Origin of the sequence: Amycolatopsis albispora (assembly GCF_003312875.1) — a bacterium.
GTDB lineage: Bacteria > Actinomycetota > Actinomycetes > Mycobacteriales > Pseudonocardiaceae > Amycolatopsis > Amycolatopsis albispora.
Genome location: NZ_CP015163.1, coordinates 1,795,410 through 1,814,196, shown reverse-complemented (window position 1 = coordinate 1,814,196; position 18,787 = coordinate 1,795,410). Strand labels below are relative to the sequence as shown.

Here is an 18,787-nt window from a genome sequence, read left to right as displayed (position 1 = left end):
TTGACGTGGTCACAGTGCCAGGCCGCCGTCGATGTCCAGGCAGCGGCCGGTGAAGTACTCGCATTCGATGGCGAAGCGGACCCCGGCGAAGATCTCCGCCGGGGTGCCCAGCCGCCGCACCGGGATCTCGTCCACCCGCGCGGCGAGCCGGGCCGGGTCCATCGCGGACAGGATCGGCGTGTCGATGAAGCCGGGTGCGATGGCCGCCGCGCGGATGCCGTGCGGCGCCAGTTCCAGTGCGACCGATCGGGTGAACGCCACCACGCCCGCCTTGGCCGCGGCGTAGTTGCCCTGCCCCGCGTTCCCCGCGCGCGACACCGACGAGACAGTGATGAGCACACCCGGCCGGACGCCCGCGCGCACCATGCGCACCGCGGTTTCGCGCACCGGCAGGAAGGTCCCGGTCAGATCGGTGTCGAGCACCGCCCGCCACTGCGCGAGCGGCATGGAGACGAAGTCGCCGTCCCCGATGTCCTTGACCAGCAGGCCGTCGCGGTAGATCCCGGCGAAGTTCACCAGCACGTCCACCCGGCCGAACCGCGCGAAGGCCGCCTCCACCGCACCGGCCACGTCCCGTTCCCGGGTGACGTCGGCTTCCCGCGGGAAGATCCGGTCACCGGCCAGCGCGTCCAGTCCTTTCCGGTCGGTGTCCACGGCCACCACCTCGGCGCCCGCTTCGGCCAGGCCGAGGCAGCACGCCCGGCCCAGTCCGCTCGCGGCGCCGGTGACGATGGCCCGGCAGGAGCCGATGTCCATCAGCGCCGCTCCGCGGTCCGCCGCCGGGCGATGGCCGCCCGGCGAGCCCGTACCCGGCCGGTGAGGTCCGGTCGCTCGGTCTCACCGTCACCGTTGGCCAGGAACGCCGCCATCGCGCGGATCGTGGGGTGGCGGAACAGCTCCACCGTGCGCACCGGCTTGCCCAGGTCCGCCCGCAGCCGCTCCCGCAACGTGATCAGGGCCAGCGAGTTGCCGCCCGCCTCGAAGAAGTTGCGGTTCGCGCCCACCGGCTGCCCGAGCACCGCCGTCCACGCCTCGGCCACCCGCCGCTCGACCTCACCGGCGGGTGGATCTTCGTCCACCGCAACGGGTTCGGCCGCGAGGTCCTGCGTGATCCGCTTGCGGTCGAGCTTGCCGCTGGGCAGCAACGGCAACGCGCCGGCGAGCGTGATCCGGTCGGGCACCATGTACCCGGGCAACAGCTCCCGCAGGTGGTCGCGCAGCGCGGCCGGATCGACCTCGCCGCGTGCCACCACCGCCGCGGCCAGCGAATCGGTGCTCCCGCGCAGCACCACCGCACACGCCTCGCCGACCGCCGGATGCGTGCGCAGCGCCGCTTCGACCTCACCGAGTTCGATCCGGGCACCCCGCAGCTTCACCTGGTGGTCCACGCGGCCGACGAACAGCACCCGGCCGTCCGGCCCGTGCCGCACCAGGTCGCCGGTGGCGTACATGCGCTGCCCCGGCTCGGTGGTGAACGGATCGGGCAGGAACCGGTCCGCGGTCAGCGACGGCTTGTTCAGGTAACCGCGGGTGATCCCGGCACCACCGAGGTGCAGCTGCCCGACCACACCCGGCGGAACCGGCCGCAGCCGCGCGTCCAGCACGTAGGCCATCGTGTTGGCCATCGGCCGCCCCAGCGGAATCGGCTCACCCGGGCGCACCACGTTGAACAGCGAGAACGTGGTGGTCTCGGTCGGGGCGTACATGTTGTAGATGGTGTCGGCGGTACCGAGCCCGGCCAGGTCGGCGAGCACGGACGGTGGCAGCACCTCGCCGTTCGACACGATCGTGCGCGCGGACGACGGCACCCCGCCCAGCTTCAGCAGCTCCGCGTGGATCGACGGCACCGCGGTCAGCAGGCTCACCGGCGTGCCCGCCCGCAGGTCGAACGCGTCCTCGGCGATCAGCACGGTCCCACCGCAGGTCAGCGTCGTGAAGATCTCCCACATCGACACGTCGAAGGACAGCGAGCTGATGAACGGCACCGACGCGAACGCCGCCGTGCCGAGTTCGCGGTGCGCCCAGGTCAGCAGGTTGTTCAGGTTGCGGTGCTCCAGCACCACGCCCTTCGGGCCACCGGTGGACCCGGAGGTGTACAGGATGTAGGCCGCGTTGCCCGCCTCGACCGGATACCGCACGCGCTCGGCCGGCCCGCCCCCGGCCGGGTGGACCACCGGCACCCCGAAGTCCACAGTGGACTCAATGGACGGATCGTCCGCGAGGATCACGGCCGGCGCCGCGTCCTCGACCATCGCCCGCAACCGGTTCACCGGCAGCGACCGTTCCAGCGGCAGGTACACCCCGCCCGCCTTGAAGATGCCCAGCAGCACGGCGAGCAACTCCGCCGTGCGAGGCAGGCTCACCCCGACCGGCGTCTCCGGTGCGATGCCGAGCGCGTGGAGCTGGTGCGCCACCTGGTTCGCGCGCTCCTCGAGTTCGCGGTAGGTCCACTTCCGGCCGCCGTCCTCCACCGCGACCGCGTCCGGCGTGCGCTCGGCCTGGTCCTCGACCAGTTCGTGGATGCCGCGCCCCGACGGGTAGTCCGCGCGGGTGTCGTTCCAGGTCACCACCGCCTGCTCGTACTCGGCCCCGTCCGGCAGGATCAGCTCCGCCACGCGCGTCAGCGGATCGGCCCCGGCCCGGCGCAGGATCGTCTCCAGCCGGGCCGCCATCCGCTCGATGGTCACCGGCTCGAACAGGTCGGCCCGGTAGTCGAAGTCCGCGCGCAGGCCGCCGTCGGTCTCGTGCACGGTCACCTCCAGCTCCACCGCGGTGGTCGGCACCGTCAGGTAGGAGGCGCGGAATTCGACCCCACCGGCGCCGGTCACCGGCAACCGGCCGACGTAGCCGAAGATGACCTGGTGGAACGGGTCGTAGCTGGGATCCCTGGCCACGCCGAGCGCGGGCAGCACCGCGTCGAAGGGCAGCTCGCCGTGGGTGTGCGCGTCCAGCACGTCCTCCCGCACCAGGCGCAGCACATCGGTGAAGGCGTGCTCGTCGGACAGCGTGGTCCGCAGCACCACCGGCCGCGTCAGGTAGCCGATCAGCCCGGCCGCCTCGGCGGTGTCCCGCCCGGCCAGCGGCACGCCGATGAGCACGTCGGTCGCGCCGTGCTGACGCAGCAGCACGTCGCAGGCGGCCTTGGTGACCATGAACATGGTCGCGCGGTTGCGGCGGGCGAGCACCGCGAGCGGATCGAGGATCTCCTGCGGCAGCAACCGGGAATGCCGCGCCAGCCGGTGCTCGCTGGCCGCCGGGCGGGGCCGGTCGAGCGGCAGGTCCACCGTCTCCGGCGCCCCGGCCAGGCGCTCGGTCCAGTACCGCACCGACGGTGACGGCTGCGACCGCAGGCAGTCCGCGTAGCTCAGCGGCAGCTCGGGCAGCGGCTTGCCCTCGTACGACGCGGTCAGCTCGGCCATGAACAGGTGCAGCGACGGCCCGTCGAACACGATGTGGTGCACGTTCACCAGCAGCCGGTGCGAACGCGGGCCGTACCGCACCAGCGCGGTGCGGAACAACGGGCCGTCGGCCAGGTCGAACGGCTCGGCGGCGAACCGGTCCTCGATGCCCGGCTCCACCACCGGGATGGACACCGGACCCGCCGGGTGGACCCGGTGCACGAGTTCCCCGGTGGCGTCACGCTCGATGCTGCTGCGCAACGGCGGATGCCGCCGCACGACCTCGGCGACCGCCCGTTCCAGCGCGGGCACGTCGAGTTCCCCGCTGAGGTCCACGGCGAACGGGATGCTGTAGAAGGGATCGTCCGGCCGCAGCTCGGCGAGCACCCAGAGGCGCCGTTGCGCGGCCGAAAGCGGAATCGTCATACCGGCTCCTCGGTTTGCCTGGTGACTCGGGCGTAGGGCAGCAGCAGCCCGGTGACCAGCACCAGGGCCGCCCCGGCGACCACCACCGACGCGGCCACCCCGATCCCGGCGGCCAGCACGCCGCCGATGGCCACCCCGGCCAGGGTCAGGCCGTAGGTCGCGGTGTTGAGCAGCCCGACGCCCCGCCCGCGCAGGTCCTCCGGCAGGTCGCCGAGCAGCGTGTTGGCCGCGGGCACCTGGTACAGGCTGGTGAACAGCCCGGCGATCAGGCACCACGGCAGTACCGCGGCGATGCCGACGTGTCCCCACAGCCACTGCGTGGGCGCGAGCAGCACCAGCGACACCCCGAACAGCGCGATCGCCACCACCAGCAGCGTCGCGGGTGCCCGGTACCGCCGGATCAGCGCGGGCCCGAGCAGCGCGCCGAGCACCGAGCCCACCGCCAGGCACGCCTGCGCGAACCCGTACGCCGCGGCGGGCAGGTCGAACACGGTCAGCAGCTCGGCGTTGAAGTTCGTGGTGAACAGGCCGAACACCGCGGTCGCCGGGATCAGCGCGACAAAGACGAACCGCAGCGACGGGATCGCCAGCACCCCGCGGACCCCGGCCGCCAGCGAACGCCAGTACGGCTCACGCTCACCGGTCGCCGACGGCACGTGCCGCAGCACGCCCAGGCTGCCCAGCAGCAGGGCGGACACCACGAAGGTGGCCGCGTCGATGGCCAGCACCAGCCCGGTCCCGGCGAAGGTGAGCAGCAGCCCGCCGAGCGCGGGCCCGGCCAGCTGCAGGGTCTGGTAGGTGCTCTGGAACAACGCGATCGCGGTCGGCAGGCTCTTGCCGGCCACGATCGTCGGCACCGCCGCGATCCGCGCGGTCTCGAAGAACGCGGTGCCCACCCCGGACAGCAGGATCAGCACCAGCAGCGCCCAGACCGACTCGGTGAAGAAGATCATCGACCCGACCACGAGCGCCCGCGTGAGATCGGCGGTGACCAGCACGGCCCGCTTCGGCAGCCGGTCGATCAGCGGGCCCGCGAACGCCCCGAGCGCGCCCTGCGGCAGCAACTGCGCGAACACCACCACCGCGATCATGGCCGGGCTGCCGGTCAGCTGCGCGGTCAGGTAGATCAGCGTGATCCGGGTCATCGCGTCGCCGAGGAACGACACCACCACGGCGAGCCAGTAGCGGAGGTAGACCGGATCGCGCAGCAGCTCACGCATCCGCGGCTCCGGCCAGGCAGGCGTCGATGGCCGCGGCGACCTCGGCGATGCGCGGCTCACGCATCATCGTGTAGTGGTTGCCGCCGACCAGCCGGACGTCGAACCCGCCACCGGCCAGCGGGCGCCAGCTGGTGAACAGCTCCGGATCCTCTTCGCGGGCCTGGATCAGGGTGATCGGTCCGCGCATCGGGGTCGGCCGGTACCGCCAGGACAGCCGGAGGTTCGCCGTCCACAGCCCGAGGAAGGTGTTCATCTGCTCGCGCCCGGCGTCCTGCGGCAGGTAGTCACCGCGGCGCGCCAGCATGAGCAGGTAGTCGAGCTGCTCGTCGTCGCTCATCGCGCCGAGCTCGGCCAGCGACTTCAGGTCATCGGTGCGGTCCCACTGCAGGTTCAGCGCCAGCCCTTCGACGATCGCCGCCCGGCCGGGATCCTCGCCGTCCACCATCTCCTCGGGGCCGTAGGCGTCCAGCAGCAGCAAGGAAACCTGCTCTCCCTGGGCTTCCAGCGACCGCGCGATGGCGAAGGCGTTGATCCCGCCGTAGCACCAGCCCGCCAGCACGTACGGCCCGCGCGGCTGGACCTCGCGCATCAGCTTCGCGTAGGCCGCGGCGCGTTCCTCGAAGCCGGCGAAGCCCGCGTCCGGCGTCGCGGGCGCGGCGATCGCGTACAGCGGGCGCCCCGCCAGCAGTTTCGCGAACGGCATGTAGCAGACGACCTCACTGCCCGCCGGGTGCGCGAAGAACAACGGTGTGCCCTCACCTCCGGCCTTGATCTCCACCAGGTGCTCGCGCTCGCGCGGCCGGTAGCCCTCACGCAGCATCTGCGCGAACCGCTCGACCGTGGCGCCCTGGAAGATCGCCGCCATCGGCAGCTCCTGGCCGAAGCGGCGCTCGATCTCGGCCATCAGCCGCAGCACCAGCAGCGAATGGCCGCCGAGGTCGAAGAACCGCTCACGCAGCCCGACCGGGCGCACCCCGAGCACCTCCTCCCACACGTGCGCGACCTCCAGCTCGACCGGATCACGCGGCGGGGTGTAGTCGCCGGTGCGCCGGGCCGGTGGGGCGGGCAGCGCGCGGCGGTCGATCTTGCCGCTGGTGGTCAGCGCGAACTCGGTCACCGGCACGAACGCCGACGGGATCATGTACTCGGGCAGGAAGGTGCTCAGGTGCGCACGCAGTTCCTCCGGCGTCGCCTCACCTTGCACAAAACGGACGTAGGCGACCAGGCGCCGGTCCCCCGGCCGGTCCTCCCGGATCACCGCCACCGCCTGGCGCACCCGCGGGTGCCCGGCCAGCCGCGTTTCCACCTCGCCCAGCTCGATCCGGTACCCGCGCAGCTTGACCTGGCCGTCGTCGCGCCCGAGGAAGTACAGGTTCCCGTCCGCGGCGAACCGGACCTGGTCGCCGGTGCGGTACAACCGCGCGCCCGGCCTGCCGGAGAACGGATCCGGCACGAACCGCCCGGCGGTCAGCTCCGGACGGCCCCGGTAACCCCGCGCCACCCCGGCCCCGCCGAGGTACAGCTCACCCGGCATGCCGATCGGCACCGGCCGCAGCGCCTCGTCGAGCACGTAGACCTCGGTGTTGGCCAGCGGCCCGCCGATGGAGATCCGCTCGGTGCCGGTGTCCATCGCCTTGGCCGTGGACCAGATGGTGGTCTCCGTCGGCCCGTAGACGTTCCACGTCCGGCTGGTGACCAGTTCGGCCGCGAGCGAGGGCGGCAGCGGTTCGCCCCCGGTGATCACCCGCAGGCCGCGGTCGTTGCGCCAGCCCGCTTCCAGCAGCAGCTGCCACGCGCTCGGCGTGGCCTGCATGACCGTGGCGCCCGCGTCGTCGAGCAACGCGGCCAGCCGCCGGCCGTCGCGGATCTCGGGCGTGCGGGCCAGCACCACGCGCCCGCCGGTGACCAGCGGCGCGTACAGCTCGAACCCGGCGATGTCGAACGACACCGAGGTGACCGCGACCAGCACGTCGTCCGGCCGCAGCGAGATCTCCCCGGCCAGCGACCGGATCAGGTTGACCAGGCCGCCCCTGGTCACCTCGACGCCCTTGGGCTTGCCCGTCGAGCCCGAGGTGTAGATGACGTAGGCGAGGAAGTCCGGTGGTACCGGAGGAAGATCGGCGGGCAGCTCGGCGGTGGCCGCCGCGCGCACGGTGTCCTCGGTGACCACCAGCAGCGCCCCGGCGTCGGCGGTCATCGCCGCGCGCCGTTCCGCCGGGTGCGCCGGGTCGAGCGGCAGGTACGCGGCCCCGCTCAGCAGCACGCCGAGCAACGCGACCACCAGCTCCGGTGACCGGTCCAGGCAGACCGCGACCACCGTCTCCGGCCGCGCGCCACGCTGCCGCAGGTACCCGGCCAGCCGGAGCGCGCGATCCACCAGTTCCGCGTAGGTCAGCGATTCCTGGCCGCAGACCACCGCGACCGCGTCCGGTGTGGACAGTGCCCGCCGCCGCACGAGTTCTTCGACCCCGGCCGCGGTCAGACCGTCCACTGTGGTCCGGTTCCAGTCGCGCAGCACCAGCTCGACCTCGTCCGGACCGGCCAGCGACAGCTCCCGCAACCGCGGCTCCGGGTCCACCGCCACCTGTTCCAGCAGCCGTTCCAGGTGCCGCCACATGCGGGCGATGGTGTCCTCGGTGAACAGGTCGGTGTTGTACTCGAACAGGCCGAAGAAGTGGTCGGCGACCGCCTCCTCGTCCCAGACGCACAGCATGCAGTCGTCCTTGGCCGTGTGGTTGTCGAAGGTCAGCTGCTCGACCTCGAGCCCGTGCATGGGCACCGCGGGCTCGTTGAAGTCGACGAAGATGAACGACACCTGGTACACGGGGTTCCGGCTGGGGTCGCGTTCGATGTCCAGCTCGTCGAGCAGCGCGCCGAACGGGGTGTCGTGGTGCGCGAACGCGCCGACCATGGTCGCCCGCGTGGCCGCGATCAGCTCGCGGAAGGTCTGCTCCGGGGTCACCGTGGTGCGCAGCGGCAGCATGGTCAGGAAGTACCCCGCGATCGGCTCCAGCTCGGGCCTGCTGCGCGTGGACGAGGTGGTGCCGACGATGATGTCCTGCTCGCCGGTGTACCGGTGCAGCAGCGCGTACCACGCGGCCAGCAGCGTCACGTTCACCGTCACGCCCTCGCGCCGGGCCAGCGCGCGCAGCCCCAGCGTCAGCTCCCGGCTCATCTCGAACCGGTAGCGCGCGCCGTTGAAGGTCTGCACCGGCGGGCGCGGGCGGTCGGGCGGCAGCTCCAGCACCATCGACGCCCCGGCGAGCCGGTCGGTCCAGTACGGGATCTGCCGCCGGTGCAGTTCCTCGCGCAGCCAGTACGGCTGCCATTCGGCGTAGTCGGCGTACTGGATCTCCAGCGGCGGGTAGTCCGGCTCCATCCCGGTGGCGAACGCGTTGTACAACCGCACCAGGTCGCCCTCGAACATGCCGGTGACGCCGCGGTCCCACACCAGGTGGTCGACCACCACCACCATCACGTGCTCGGCATCGCCCAGCCGGAACAAGGTCACCCGCATCGGCGGCCCGCGCACGATGTCGATCGGCACGCTCGCCTCTTCCCCGGCCAGCCGGTGCGCCTCGGCCAGGTCCCGCGCCACCGCGTGCCGGATCTTGATCGGCAGTTCGTCGTGGATCACCTGCACCGGGCGCAGCCCGTCGGTTTCGAAGGTGGTGCGCAGGGCTTCGTGCCGCGCGGCGAAGGCGTTCACCGCCCGCTCCAGCGCCTCCACCGACAGCTCGCCGGTCAGGTGCGTGCCGAAGTGCACGTTGTAGACCGGATCCGCCGGGTCGAACTGGTGGATCAGCCAGATCCGCTCCTGGTCCACCGTCAGCGGCACCCGGTTCGCCCGCTGGCGCTTGGGCACCCGGTTCAGCAACGCGGACCGGCCGGCCTTGGCACGCAGCTTGGCGTCGAGCCGGGCGCGCTGCTCCGGGGTCAGCTTGGCCAGGCGGGCGGCGAGCTCGGTCATGCCCGCTCCCCGCGGTAACGCGCCCGCAGCTCGTCGAGGTAGCGCAGCCCGGACAGCACGGTGTCCGGTTCGAGGCCGAAGTCGACCAGGCACGCCACCTCGTCCACCCCGATGTCGAGCAGGTCCTCGATCAGCGTCTCGCACTTGTCCGGCGTGCCCAGCAAGGCGATCGTGGCGAAGTAGCGCTCGAAGCTGGCGGCCAGCATGGCCTCCCGCTCCTCCTCGTTGAGCGGGCTGAACTCACCGCCGGTGCCGTCCTGCTGGGACAGGAAGTTGCGCAGGTAGCCGATCAGCGGTGCCCGCACCAGCTCCTTGACCTCGTCGTCGGACGGGCCGAGAAAGGTGTGCGCCATCGCCGAAACCTTGCCCAGCGCCGGATCGTGCCCGGCCTCGGCCAGCGCGGTCCGGTACGCGGTGATCTTCTCGCCGAGATCGCTCAGCCGCTGCGCGACCAGCCCGGTCAGCACGTGCGCGCCAACCTCGCCCGCCCGCCGGAAGGTGTCGATGCTGCCCTGCGAGGACACCCACATCGGCAGCCGCTCCTGCAGCGGCCGGGGCAGCGTCCGCACCCCGACCACGCTGCCCTCCGGGCCGTCCAGCTCCACCGTCTCCCCGGCCCACAGCCGCCGGATCGTCTCGATGGCGGCGAACATGTCGTCCTTGCGGCCCTTGTAGCGCTCGGGTGCCAGTACGAAGTCGTTGGGATGCCAGCCCGAAGCGCAGGCGATCCCCACCCGGCCACCCGAGAGGTTGTCCACCACCGCCCACTCCTCGGCGATCCGGACCGGGTGGTGCAGCGGCACCACCACGCTCCCGGCGCGGAGCTGGATCCGCTCGGTCCGCGTGGCCAGCGCCGCCGCCAGCACCGACGGATTCGGGTACAGGCCGCCGAAATCGACGAAGTGGCGTTCCGGCACCCAGATCGCGGTGAACTCGTGCGCGTCGGCGAACTCGGCGCAGTCCAGCAGCAGCTGGTACTTGCCGGGCCCGCTGCCCGTGCCGTCGCCGGAGAAGAAGAACAGGGTGAAGTCCATCGTGCTGGTCGGCCGCCGCGGCCGGGACCGCGGTGCGCGTGCCTTGGCCCGGTGGGTGGTCTCAGTCATGCGAACCTCCGGTCGTGGCTGTGCCTTCGACTTCAACGCCGCCTTCGACTTCTCCCAGCAGGGCTTCGAGCGTGTCCGGGTCGACCCCGGCGGCCTGGTGCGCGCGGATCGCCACCGACACCTCGGCCACCGTCGGCGCCTCGAAGATCACGCTCATCGGCAGCTGGCCGTAGCGCTGCCGCAGCCGGGACACGATCTGGATGGCGCTCAGCGAATTGCCGCCCAGCTCGAAGAAGTCGTCGTCCGGGCCGAAGCCGGACACGCCGATCACCTCGTGCCAGACCTCGGCCACCTCACGCATCAGCTCGTCGTCCGGCCACGCCGGGCCGGGTTCCCACGCCGGTGGCGCGACCGGCTCCGGCTCGGCCTCCCGCCGCGGTGCCTCGCCCGGCTTCGGCAGCAGGTGGTGCTCGCGCTGGAACGGGTAGGTGGGCAGGGAAACCCGCCTGCCGCCGCCGAAGGCCGTCCAGTCGACCGGAACCCCGTGCCGCCACAGGGCGGCGACGCCTTCGGTGACCGAGCGGGTCTCCTCGACGGTGCCGTTCCTGGCCCGCCGCAACAGGGTCACCACCTCGGCGCGGCCCTGCACCAGCCCGCTCAGCGCGTTGCCCGGCCCGACCTCGGCGAAAACCGGGTCGCTGTCGGCCAGTGCGGTGGTGATCCCGTCGGCGAACCGGACCGGCAGGCGCGTGTGCCTGGCCCAGTAGTCCGGATCGGCGGCCTGGTCCGCGGTGATCCAGTCCCCGGTCACATTGGACAGGAACGGGATCCGCGGCTCCCCGCGCGTGACGGCGGCGACGGCCTCCCGGATGCCGGGCAGCGCCGGCTCCATCATCGCCGAGTGGAACGCGTGCGAGGTCCGCAGCTCACGGACCAGCAGGCCCTCGGCAGCCAGCTTTTCCCGCGCCAGCTCGATTTCCTCGGCCGTGCCGGACAGCACGGTCGCCTCCGGGCCGTTCACCGCCGCCACGTTCAGGTCGCCGGCGAGCGCGTCCACCCCGGCCGCCACGGCCAGCATCCGCCCGGCGGGCAGCTCCGCCATCAGGCGGCTCCTCGCCGACACCACGGCCAGCGCGTCCGGCAGCGAGAACACGCCGGACAGGCATGCGGCCACGTACTCACCGAGGCTGTGCCCGATCATCGCGTCCGGCTCGATACCCCACGACATGAGCAGCCGCGCCAGCGCGTAGTCCACGCAGAACACCGTCGCCTGCGTGTGCTCGGTTCGCCGCAGCGATTCGGCCGTGCCGGTGAACGCCGCCTGCCGCACGTCCCAGCCGAGCAGGTCCGCGCATTCGTCCAGAGTGGACCGGAACACCGGCTCTGCGCGGTAGAGCCGCGCGCCCATGCCCGGGTACTGGCTCGACTGGCCGGGGAACAGGAACACCACCCTGGGCGTGCGCTCGGTGAAGGTGGTGGCCGCCTGCTCGGTCAGCGCTCCGGCCCGGTCGCGGCAGACGATGGTCCGCCGGTGCGCGAACGCGGTCCGGCCGACCTGGAGGGTGTGCGCCACGTCGGCGAGGTCGGCGTCGGGATGCTGTTCGAGGTGACGCGCAAGCCGGTCGGTGGCGGCGTCGAGCGCGGCCGGGGTGCGCGCGGACAACGGCAGCACCTGCCAGTCCCGGCGCGGCCGCGCCGCCCGCTCCACCTGTGGTGCCGCCTCGAACACCAGGTGCGCGTTGGTGCCGCCGATGCCGAACGAGCTGAGCCCCGCCCGCGGCGGGTGCTCCGCCTCCGGCCACGGCATTCCGGTGTCCACCACCCGGAACGGCGTGGCGTCCAGCCCCATTTCGGGGTTCGGCGTGGTGAAGTTCCGCGTCGGCGGCAGGTACCGCCGGTCCAGCGCCAGCGCCAGCTTGATCACCCCGGCCACGCCCGCCGCCACGTCGGCGTGCCCGATGTTCGACTTCACCGAGCCCAGCAGGCACCGCTTCGTGTCCGGCCCGAACGCCGTGGTCAGCGCGCGGACCTCGATCGGATCGCCCAGCCTGGTCGCGGTGCCGTGGGCCTCGACGTACTGGATCGTGGCGGGGTCGGCACCGGCGACGGCGAGCGCGTCGGCGATCACCGCGGCCTGCCCGTCCGGTGACGGCGCGGTGATGCCGACCTTGGCGCGCCCGTCGTTGTTCACCGCCGAACCCAGCAGCACGGCGTAGATGTGGTCCCCGTCGGCGACCGCCTCGTCGAGCCGCTTGAGCACCACCGCGCCGACCCCGTCCGAGGCGACCGTGCCCGCCGCCTCGGCGTCGAACGGGCGGCAGTGCCCGTCCGGTGAGGCGATGTCCCCCTCGGCGTGGGCGTACCCCTGTGGTTCGAGGAACCGGACCGCGGCCCCACCGGCCAGCGCCAGATCGGATTCGTGCAGCAGCAGGCTCTGCGCGGCCAGGTGCACGGCCACCGCCGACGACGAGCAGGTGGTCTGCACGGTCATGCTCGGGCCACGCAGGTCCAGGTGGTAGGACACCCGCAGCGCCAGCATGTCCAGGTCGTTGCCGATGGCCACCTGCATCGGGTGGAACCGGTCGCCGTCCCCGATCCGCTCGGCCCGGTACCGCGTGGTCGAGGCACCGGCGAACACGCCGATCCGGCCGGGAAAGGCCGACGGCACGTAACCGGCGTCCTCCAGCGCTTGCCAGGCGCCCTCCAGGAACAGCCGCTGCTGCGGATCGGTCAGCTCGGCCTCGGCCCTGGTGAAGCCGAAGAACTCCGCGTCGAACTCGGCCGGCCGCTCCAGCGTGCCCGCGGCGGGCACGAACGCCGGGTCGGCCAGCCGCTCGGCGGACACCCCGGCGGCGGCCAGTTCGTCCGTGGTGAAGTGCCTGATGCCCTCCCGGCCCTCGGTCAGCAGCCGCCAGTACTCCTCGGTGTCCGCCGCCCCGGGGAACCGTGCGCTCAGCCCGACGACCGCCACGTGCTCGCTCACGATGCCTCCTTGATCCGGGCGGCGAAGGTGCGGACGGTCGGCTGGTCGAACAGCAACCGCAGCGACGCCGGAATGCCCAGCCGGTCCTTCAGCTCGGCGACCACCTGCGCGGCCAGCAGCGAATGCCCGCCCAGCTCGAAGAAGTCGTCGTCGATGCCGACCAGGTCGAGCCCGAGCACGCTCGCCCAGATCCGGGTCAGCGTCTCCTCCAGGTCGGTGGTCGGCGCGGCATAGGGCTCGGCGAGTTCGGGCCGCTCGGTGTCCGGCGCGGGCAGCGCCCGCCGGTCGACCTTGCCGTTGGCGGTCAGCGGCAGGCGGTCCAGGCGCACGTAGCCGCTGGGCAGCAGGTACTCGGGCAGCTTCGCGGCGAGATGGCCGCGCAGTTCGGCCGCGCTCAGGCTGTCCGAGGTGCCGTTGACCCAGTACGCGGTCAGCCGCGGCGAGCCGGTCTCGTCGGGATGTGCCAGCACCGCGGCCGCGCTGACCGACGGGTGCGCGTTCACCGCCGCCTCCACCTCGCCGATCTCCACCCGGTGCCCGCGGATCTTGACCTGGCTGTCCGCCCGGCCGAGGAACCGCAGGTCACCGTCGTGGTCGCGGGCCAGATCACCGGTGCGGTACCGCCGCGCGCCCGGGACCGTCGCGTGGGGATCGGGCAGGAAGCGTTCCGCGGTCAGCGCGGGCCTGCCGAGATAACCCCGGGTCACCCCGGCGCCACCCACGAGGATCTCGCCCTCTCGTTCGCCAGAGCCGAGCAACCGCACGGACAGATCCGGCAGCGCGCGGCCGATCATGCTGCCCGGCGCGCCCGCGTCCGCCGGGGTGAGCGGCCGGTGCGTGACGTGCACCGTGGTCTCGGTGATGCCGTACATGTTGACCAGCGCGATGTCCCGGTGGCGCGCGAACCACGGTTCCAGTAGCTCGAACGGCAGCACGTCCCCGCCGAAGACCACCATCCGCAGCGCGAGCGCGCCCGGCAGGCCGCGCTCGTCCTCGGCGACCAGCTGGCGGAACGCGCCCGGCGTCTGGTTCAGCACGGTGACGCCTTCCTCGCACAGCAGGGCGGCGAACCGCTCCGGCGCGCGGGCCACGTCACGCGGCACCACGACCAGCCGTCCGCCGTGCAGCAGCGCGCCCCACATCTCCCACACCGAGAAGTCGAAGGCCACCGAGTGGAACAACGTCCACACGTCGTCCGCGCCGAACCGGAACAACTCGCTGGTACTGCTGAACAACCGCGTCACGTTGCGGTGCTCGACCAGCACCCCCTTGGGCGTGCCGGTCGAACCGCTGGTGTACATCAGATACGCCAGGTTCCCCGGCCCGACCCCGGTTTCCGGCGCGGTCGCGGGATAGGCGTCCAGGTCGGTGTGGGCCAGGTCCACCACGGTCCGCGCGCCAAGCGAGCGGTCGGCGTGGTCGGTCAGCAGCACCGGCGCCCCCGCGTCGGCGAGCAGCCCGGACAGCCGGTCGTCGGGATGGGCCGGGTCGAGCGGCAGGTACGCGCCACCGGCCTTGAGCACCGCGAGCAGCGCCACCACCAGGTCCGGCGAGCGTTCGGCACACACCCCGGCCGGCACCTCGGGGCCCACGCCGAGCGAGCGCAGGTGCCTGGCCAGCCGGTTGGCGCGCTGGTCGAGTTCGCGGTAGGTCAGGGTCTCCCGGCCGCAGCTCACCGCGACCGCGTCACCGCGCCGCGCGGCCTGCCGCGCGAACCACTCGTGAACGCATTCCTCACCACTCAACGGGAATCCTCCTCAGTCACGCCACGCAGGGTGCGCTCGAAGCCGTCGAGCACGGCCATCGCGGTTTCCGGGGTGAACCGGTCGCTGTCGTACTGCAGGGTGGTCTTCAGCTCGGGCCCGGCCACCTCGACGACCAGGCTCAACGCGAACTGGGCGGCGTTCTGCGGCCAGCCCAGCCGGTAACCGACCTCGACACCGGGGAACTCGGGCAGCTCACGCGCGTCGAGAAAGCTGAACATCACGCGGAACAGCGGCATGAAGTCCCGTGGCCGCCGCCGCGGGCCGAGTTCCTCCACCAGCCGGTCGAACGGCAGGTCCTGGTGGGCGAACGCGCCCAGCGTGTCCGCGCGGACATTTGACAGCAGGCTGGCAAAATCCGGGGCGGTAGCCAGGTTCGCGCGCACCGGCACCATGTTGATCAGGCAGCCGACCACGGACCGCAGTTCGGGCGCGGTCCGCCCGGCGATCGGCGTGCCGACCACCACCTCGTCCGCTCCGGCCCACCGCCCGAGCTGCCGCTGGAACGCGGCGAGCAGCGTCATGTACAGCGTGACGCCGTGCCGCCTGCTCAGCGCCCGCAGCTCACGCACCAGCGCGGCGTCGATCCCCCGCACAGCGGTGGCACCGCGGAAACCCTCACGCGAACCCGGCTTGTCGTAGGGCAGGTCCAGCGTGGGTACTTCGGTGCCCAGGGCCGCGCGCCAGTACCGCAGCAGGTCGTCGAGCACCTCACCGCGCAGCCATTCCCGTTGCCAGATCGCATGATCCGCGCACTGCAGGGTCACCGGGGCGAGCGACTTGCCCGAATACAGCTCGCCGAGTTCGCGGAGCACGATGTCGAGCGACCACGCGTCGATCACGATGTGGTGGAAGACCAGCAGCAGGCGGTGCTCGTCCTCCCCGAGCCGGATCAGCCTGGCCCGCACCAGCGGCCCGGTGGCGAGGTCGAACGGCGCGTTACCGTCCTCAATGGTCAGTCGCGCCGCCTCGCCGGGGTCGTCGGAGAGGTCGGTCCAGTTCAGGTCGACGTGGAGTTCGTCCGCCACGACCTGACGCGGCCTGCCCTTCGGTGACGGGAACGTGGTGCGCAGCGCCTCGTGCCGGGCGACCACCTCGTCCAGCGCGTCGGCCAGCGCCAGCCGGTCCAGTTTTCCCTTGAGCGACAAGGTGATCGGCACGTTGTACCGCGAGGTGCCCGGCTCGACCTGGTCCATGAACCACAGCCGCTGCTGGGCGAACGACAACGGCACCAGCTCCGGCCGCGGCCGCGGTCCGGGTGCGGTGCCAGCGTCGTCACCGACGTGGGTCGCCAGCGCCCGCGGGTTCGGCCCGGAAAGCAGGTCCCGCAACAGGATCCGGCTGCCGAGCAGCTCGTTGGCCCTCGCCACCAGCCGCGTCGCCCGCAGGGAATCCCCGCCGAGCGCGAAAAAGTCGTCGTCGGGACGTACTCGCGGCACCTCGAGCACGTCGGCGAAAACCTCCGTCAGCACCTCCTCGACCGGCGTCGCGGACGCACCGGGTTCGGCCGCCACCTCCGGTACCGGCGCGGCCCGCAACGCGGCCCGGTCGACCTTTCCGTTGGCCGACAACGGAAGCGCGTCGAGCGTGACAAAATCCGACGGCACCATGTAGCCGGGCAGGCTCTGGTGCAGGAACGCCCGCAGGTCCACCGCGGCGGTCCGCTGCCCCGGCTCCGGCACCACGTAGGCCACCAGCCGCCGCCCGCCCTGGAATTCCGCGACCACCACCGCCGCCGTCCGCACCGCCGGGTGCTCCTTGAGCCGCGCTTCCACCTCACCGATCTCGATGCGGAAACCCCGGATCTTGACCTGCCCGTCGATGCGCCGCACGAACTCCAGCACCCCGTCCGGCCGCCGCCGCACGTGGTCACCGGTGCGGTAGAGCCGGGCGCCCGCGCGCTCGGTGAACGGGTGCGGCACGAACTTCTCCGCGGTCAGCACCGGCCGTCCCAGATACCCGACGCCCACCCCGGCACCGCCGATGTACAGCTCGCCCACCTCCCCGGGCGCGACCGGCTCGCCGCGCTCGTCCAGCACGTAGGTCTCGGTGCCCGCGACCGGTGTGCCGATCGGGAGAATGCCGTCGTCCTCGGGTGGTCCGGTCAGGTCGAACCAGGTGGCGAAGGTGGTGGTCTCGGTCGGCCCGTACACGTTGATCAGCCGTCCCGGCGGCGGCGCCAGCTCCCGCACGCGAGCCGCCTCCAGCGCTTCGCCGCCGACGATCAGCTCCCGCAGCGAGGCGAAAGTGTCCGGCCGCGCCCGCACCACGGCGTAGAAGGCCGAGGTGGTCATGAACATGACGGCGATCCCGGTCCGGCGCAGCACGGCGGCCAGCGCGTCGGGATCGACCATCACCTCCTTCGCCAGCACCACCACGCTGCCGCCGTTCAGCAGCGGGCCCCACAGCTCGAAGGTGAGCGGGTCGAACGAACAGCTCGAGCCCTGGGCCACCCGGTCACCCGGCTCGACGCGCAGGTAGTTCGTGTCGCAGACCAGCCGGACCACCGAGCGGTGCGCGGTCAGCACGCCCTTGGGACGGCCGGTCGAGCCGGAGGTGTAGAGCACGAACGCCGGTGCCTCGGCCGATGCGGTGGCGTGAAGCCGCGCCGGGGAATGCCCGTCGATCTCGCGGCGGTCGCGGTCGAGGTCGACCACCCGCTCGCGCACCACCAGTTCCCGGTTGCGCTCGTTGGTCACCACCACGGAAACCCCGGCGTCGTCGGCCATGTAGGCCAGGCGTTCCGGCGGGTACTCGGGGTCGAGCGGCACGTAGACGCCGCCCGCCTTCAGCACGGCCAGCACGGAGATCGCCACGTCGGCCGAGCGTTCGAGGCAGATGCCCACGCGCACGCCCGGCTTGGTGCCCAGCCCGCGCAGGTGGTGCGCCAGCCGGTTCGCCGCCTCGTCCAGCTGCCGGTAGGTCAGGCGCCGCTCGCCGAACTCGACCGCGGGTGCCTCGGGGTGCTGGTCGGCTCGCCGCTCGAACAGCTCGTGCACACCCGTCATGAGCCGGACGCCTCTTCGTGGTCACCGCGGCGTTCCAGGCTTTCGGCGAAGGACTGCCACGAACTCGCGCACCGCCGCGCGGCCTCGGCGACCGCCTCCGCGCGATGACTCGGCACGCTCGCCGCCAGTCGCTCCCAGTCGCGCGGGCCCGGCGGGTGCAGGTTCAGCAGCCGGAGCACGGCACGCCCGCATTCGCTGTGCCGCATCGACGGGTCGTTGGCCAGCTCGGTCACGCTCACCGGCGGGGTTTTCGCCGGTAGCACCCGCGGCTGCGCCCCCGGCGGCAGCGGATCCTCCCCGCGCCGCATCCGTTCCCGCACGTCGCGTGCGGTCGCCGGCGCGATGCCCGCGCGCGACGCGATGGTCCGCAATGAGGCGTCCGGGTCGGCCAGGATCACCTCGCGTGCCCGTCTTCGCCCGGCGGCCGCGTCGAGGGAGCGGACCCGGCCGTCCTGCCCGACCCGGCCGTTCAACCGGGGAAACGCGCCGGTTGAACGCCGCCGGATGGCACCGACGGTTTTGGGTGAAACCCCGGCCACCGAAGCGATCGCGCGATCGGACCACTGCGGGAACTCACCGAGGATGCGGGTGGCGGCGGCGCGGCGGTCGGCCTGGCTCAGCGGCAGGCCGTGCGTGGTGTTCAGCTTCACCGCCAGCAGGAACGCCTCCTGCTCGGTGCCGTCGAACAACACCGCGGCGATCTTGTGCTCACCCCGCAGGCAGGCCGCGCGCAGGCGGTGCATGCCGTCGATCACCCGCAGCGTGGCCCGGTGGACCACGATCGGCGGCAGCGGCCCGTCCACCTCCGCCAGCGTCCGGACGTGCTCGGCGGATTCCCCTTCCCCGCGCGGTGAATCGGCGGGCAGCAGCAGCCCGATCCTGATCATCGTCACCGCACCGGGAACGGGCAGCGCGCATTTCTCGGCTCCGGTCGAAGACACCGACATTCGGACTCTCTCCCCCTTGCGAGAATCGC

At 72.4% G+C, this 18,787-nt stretch carries 9 protein-coding genes; all 9 read right to left on the bottom strand.

Annotated features, from left to right (window positions below; all coding sequences use genetic code 11):
- Positions 1 to 9 precede the first annotated feature (9 nt).
- The 9 genes from A4R43_RS08425 to A4R43_RS08385 are packed head-to-tail and all read right to left on the bottom strand — an operon-like array spanning position 10 to position 18,758.
- Positions 10 to 756: an SDR family oxidoreductase gene (locus tag A4R43_RS08425; protein WP_113691804.1), complete on the bottom strand. Its 747-nt coding sequence runs from the start codon at positions 754 to 756 to the stop codon at positions 10 to 12.
- Positions 756 to 3,824 (bottom strand): non-ribosomal peptide synthetase, encoded by a 3,069-nt coding sequence (locus A4R43_RS08420; protein WP_113691803.1) that lies wholly within the window; start codon positions 3,822 to 3,824, stop codon positions 756 to 758. Before A4R43_RS08420 ends, A4R43_RS08425 begins: the two co-directional genes overlap by 1 nt.
- Complete coding sequence (locus A4R43_RS08415) at positions 3,821 to 5,044, bottom strand: MFS transporter (protein ID WP_113691802.1); 1,224 nt, start codon at positions 5,042 to 5,044, stop codon at positions 3,821 to 3,823. The genes A4R43_RS08420 and A4R43_RS08415 overlap by 4 nt, the downstream gene beginning before the upstream one ends.
- Complete coding sequence (locus tag A4R43_RS08410) at positions 5,037 to 9,014, bottom strand: non-ribosomal peptide synthetase (RefSeq protein ID WP_113691801.1); 3,978 nt, start codon at positions 9,012 to 9,014, stop codon at positions 5,037 to 5,039. The genes A4R43_RS08415 and A4R43_RS08410 overlap by 8 nt, the downstream gene beginning before the upstream one ends.
- The gene (locus A4R43_RS08405) at positions 9,011 to 10,117 is read right to left on the bottom strand and encodes a MupA/Atu3671 family FMN-dependent luciferase-like monooxygenase (protein ID WP_236808844.1); all 1,107 of its coding nucleotides are present in this window, start codon (positions 10,115 to 10,117) and stop codon (positions 9,011 to 9,013) included. The genes A4R43_RS08410 and A4R43_RS08405 overlap by 4 nt, the downstream gene beginning before the upstream one ends.
- Positions 10,110 to 13,040 (bottom strand): type I polyketide synthase, encoded by a 2,931-nt coding sequence (locus A4R43_RS08400; protein WP_205215273.1) that lies wholly within the window; start codon positions 13,038 to 13,040, stop codon positions 10,110 to 10,112. Before A4R43_RS08400 ends, A4R43_RS08405 begins: the two co-directional genes overlap by 8 nt.
- Entirely contained in the window at positions 13,037 to 14,785 is a 1,749-nt protein-coding gene (locus tag A4R43_RS08395) for an amino acid adenylation domain-containing protein (RefSeq protein ID WP_113691799.1), read from the bottom strand. The genes A4R43_RS08400 and A4R43_RS08395 overlap by 4 nt, the downstream gene beginning before the upstream one ends.
- The gene (locus A4R43_RS08390; protein WP_113691798.1) at positions 14,782 to 17,811 is read right to left on the bottom strand and encodes a non-ribosomal peptide synthetase; all 3,030 of its coding nucleotides are present in this window, start codon (positions 17,809 to 17,811) and stop codon (positions 14,782 to 14,784) included. Before A4R43_RS08390 ends, A4R43_RS08395 begins: the two co-directional genes overlap by 4 nt.
- Positions 17,808 to 18,758 (bottom strand): ParB/RepB/Spo0J family partition protein, encoded by a 951-nt coding sequence (locus A4R43_RS08385; RefSeq protein WP_113691797.1) that lies wholly within the window; start codon positions 18,756 to 18,758, stop codon positions 17,808 to 17,810. Before A4R43_RS08385 ends, A4R43_RS08390 begins: the two co-directional genes overlap by 4 nt.
- Between the last annotated feature and the right edge of the window lie 29 nt (positions 18,759 to 18,787).

What these genes read in the sequence shown, in the direction of transcription:
- A4R43_RS08415 (WP_113691802.1), bottom strand. Translation starts at nt 5,044, where the DNA reads ATGCGTGAGCTGCTGCGCGATCCGGTCTACCTCCGCTACTGGCTCGCC.
- A4R43_RS08385 (WP_113691797.1), bottom strand. Translation starts at nt 18,758, where the DNA reads ATGTCGGTGTCTTCGACCGGAGCCGAGAAATGCGCGCTGCCCGTTCCC.
- A4R43_RS08405 (WP_236808844.1), bottom strand. Translation starts at nt 10,117, where the DNA reads ATGACTGAGACCACCCACCGGGCCAAGGCACGCGCACCGCGGTCCCGG.
- A4R43_RS08420 (WP_113691803.1), bottom strand. Translation starts at nt 3,824, where the DNA reads ATGACGATTCCGCTTTCGGCCGCGCAACGGCGCCTCTGGGTGCTCGCC.
- A4R43_RS08390 (WP_113691798.1), bottom strand. Translation starts at nt 17,811, where the DNA reads ATGACGGGTGTGCACGAGCTGTTCGAGCGGCGAGCCGACCAGCACCCC.
- A4R43_RS08410 (WP_113691801.1), bottom strand. Translation starts at nt 9,014, where the DNA reads ATGACCGAGCTCGCCGCCCGCCTGGCCAAGCTGACCCCGGAGCAGCGC.
- A4R43_RS08425 (WP_113691804.1), bottom strand. Translation starts at nt 756, where the DNA reads ATGGACATCGGCTCCTGCCGGGCCATCGTCACCGGCGCCGCGAGCGGA.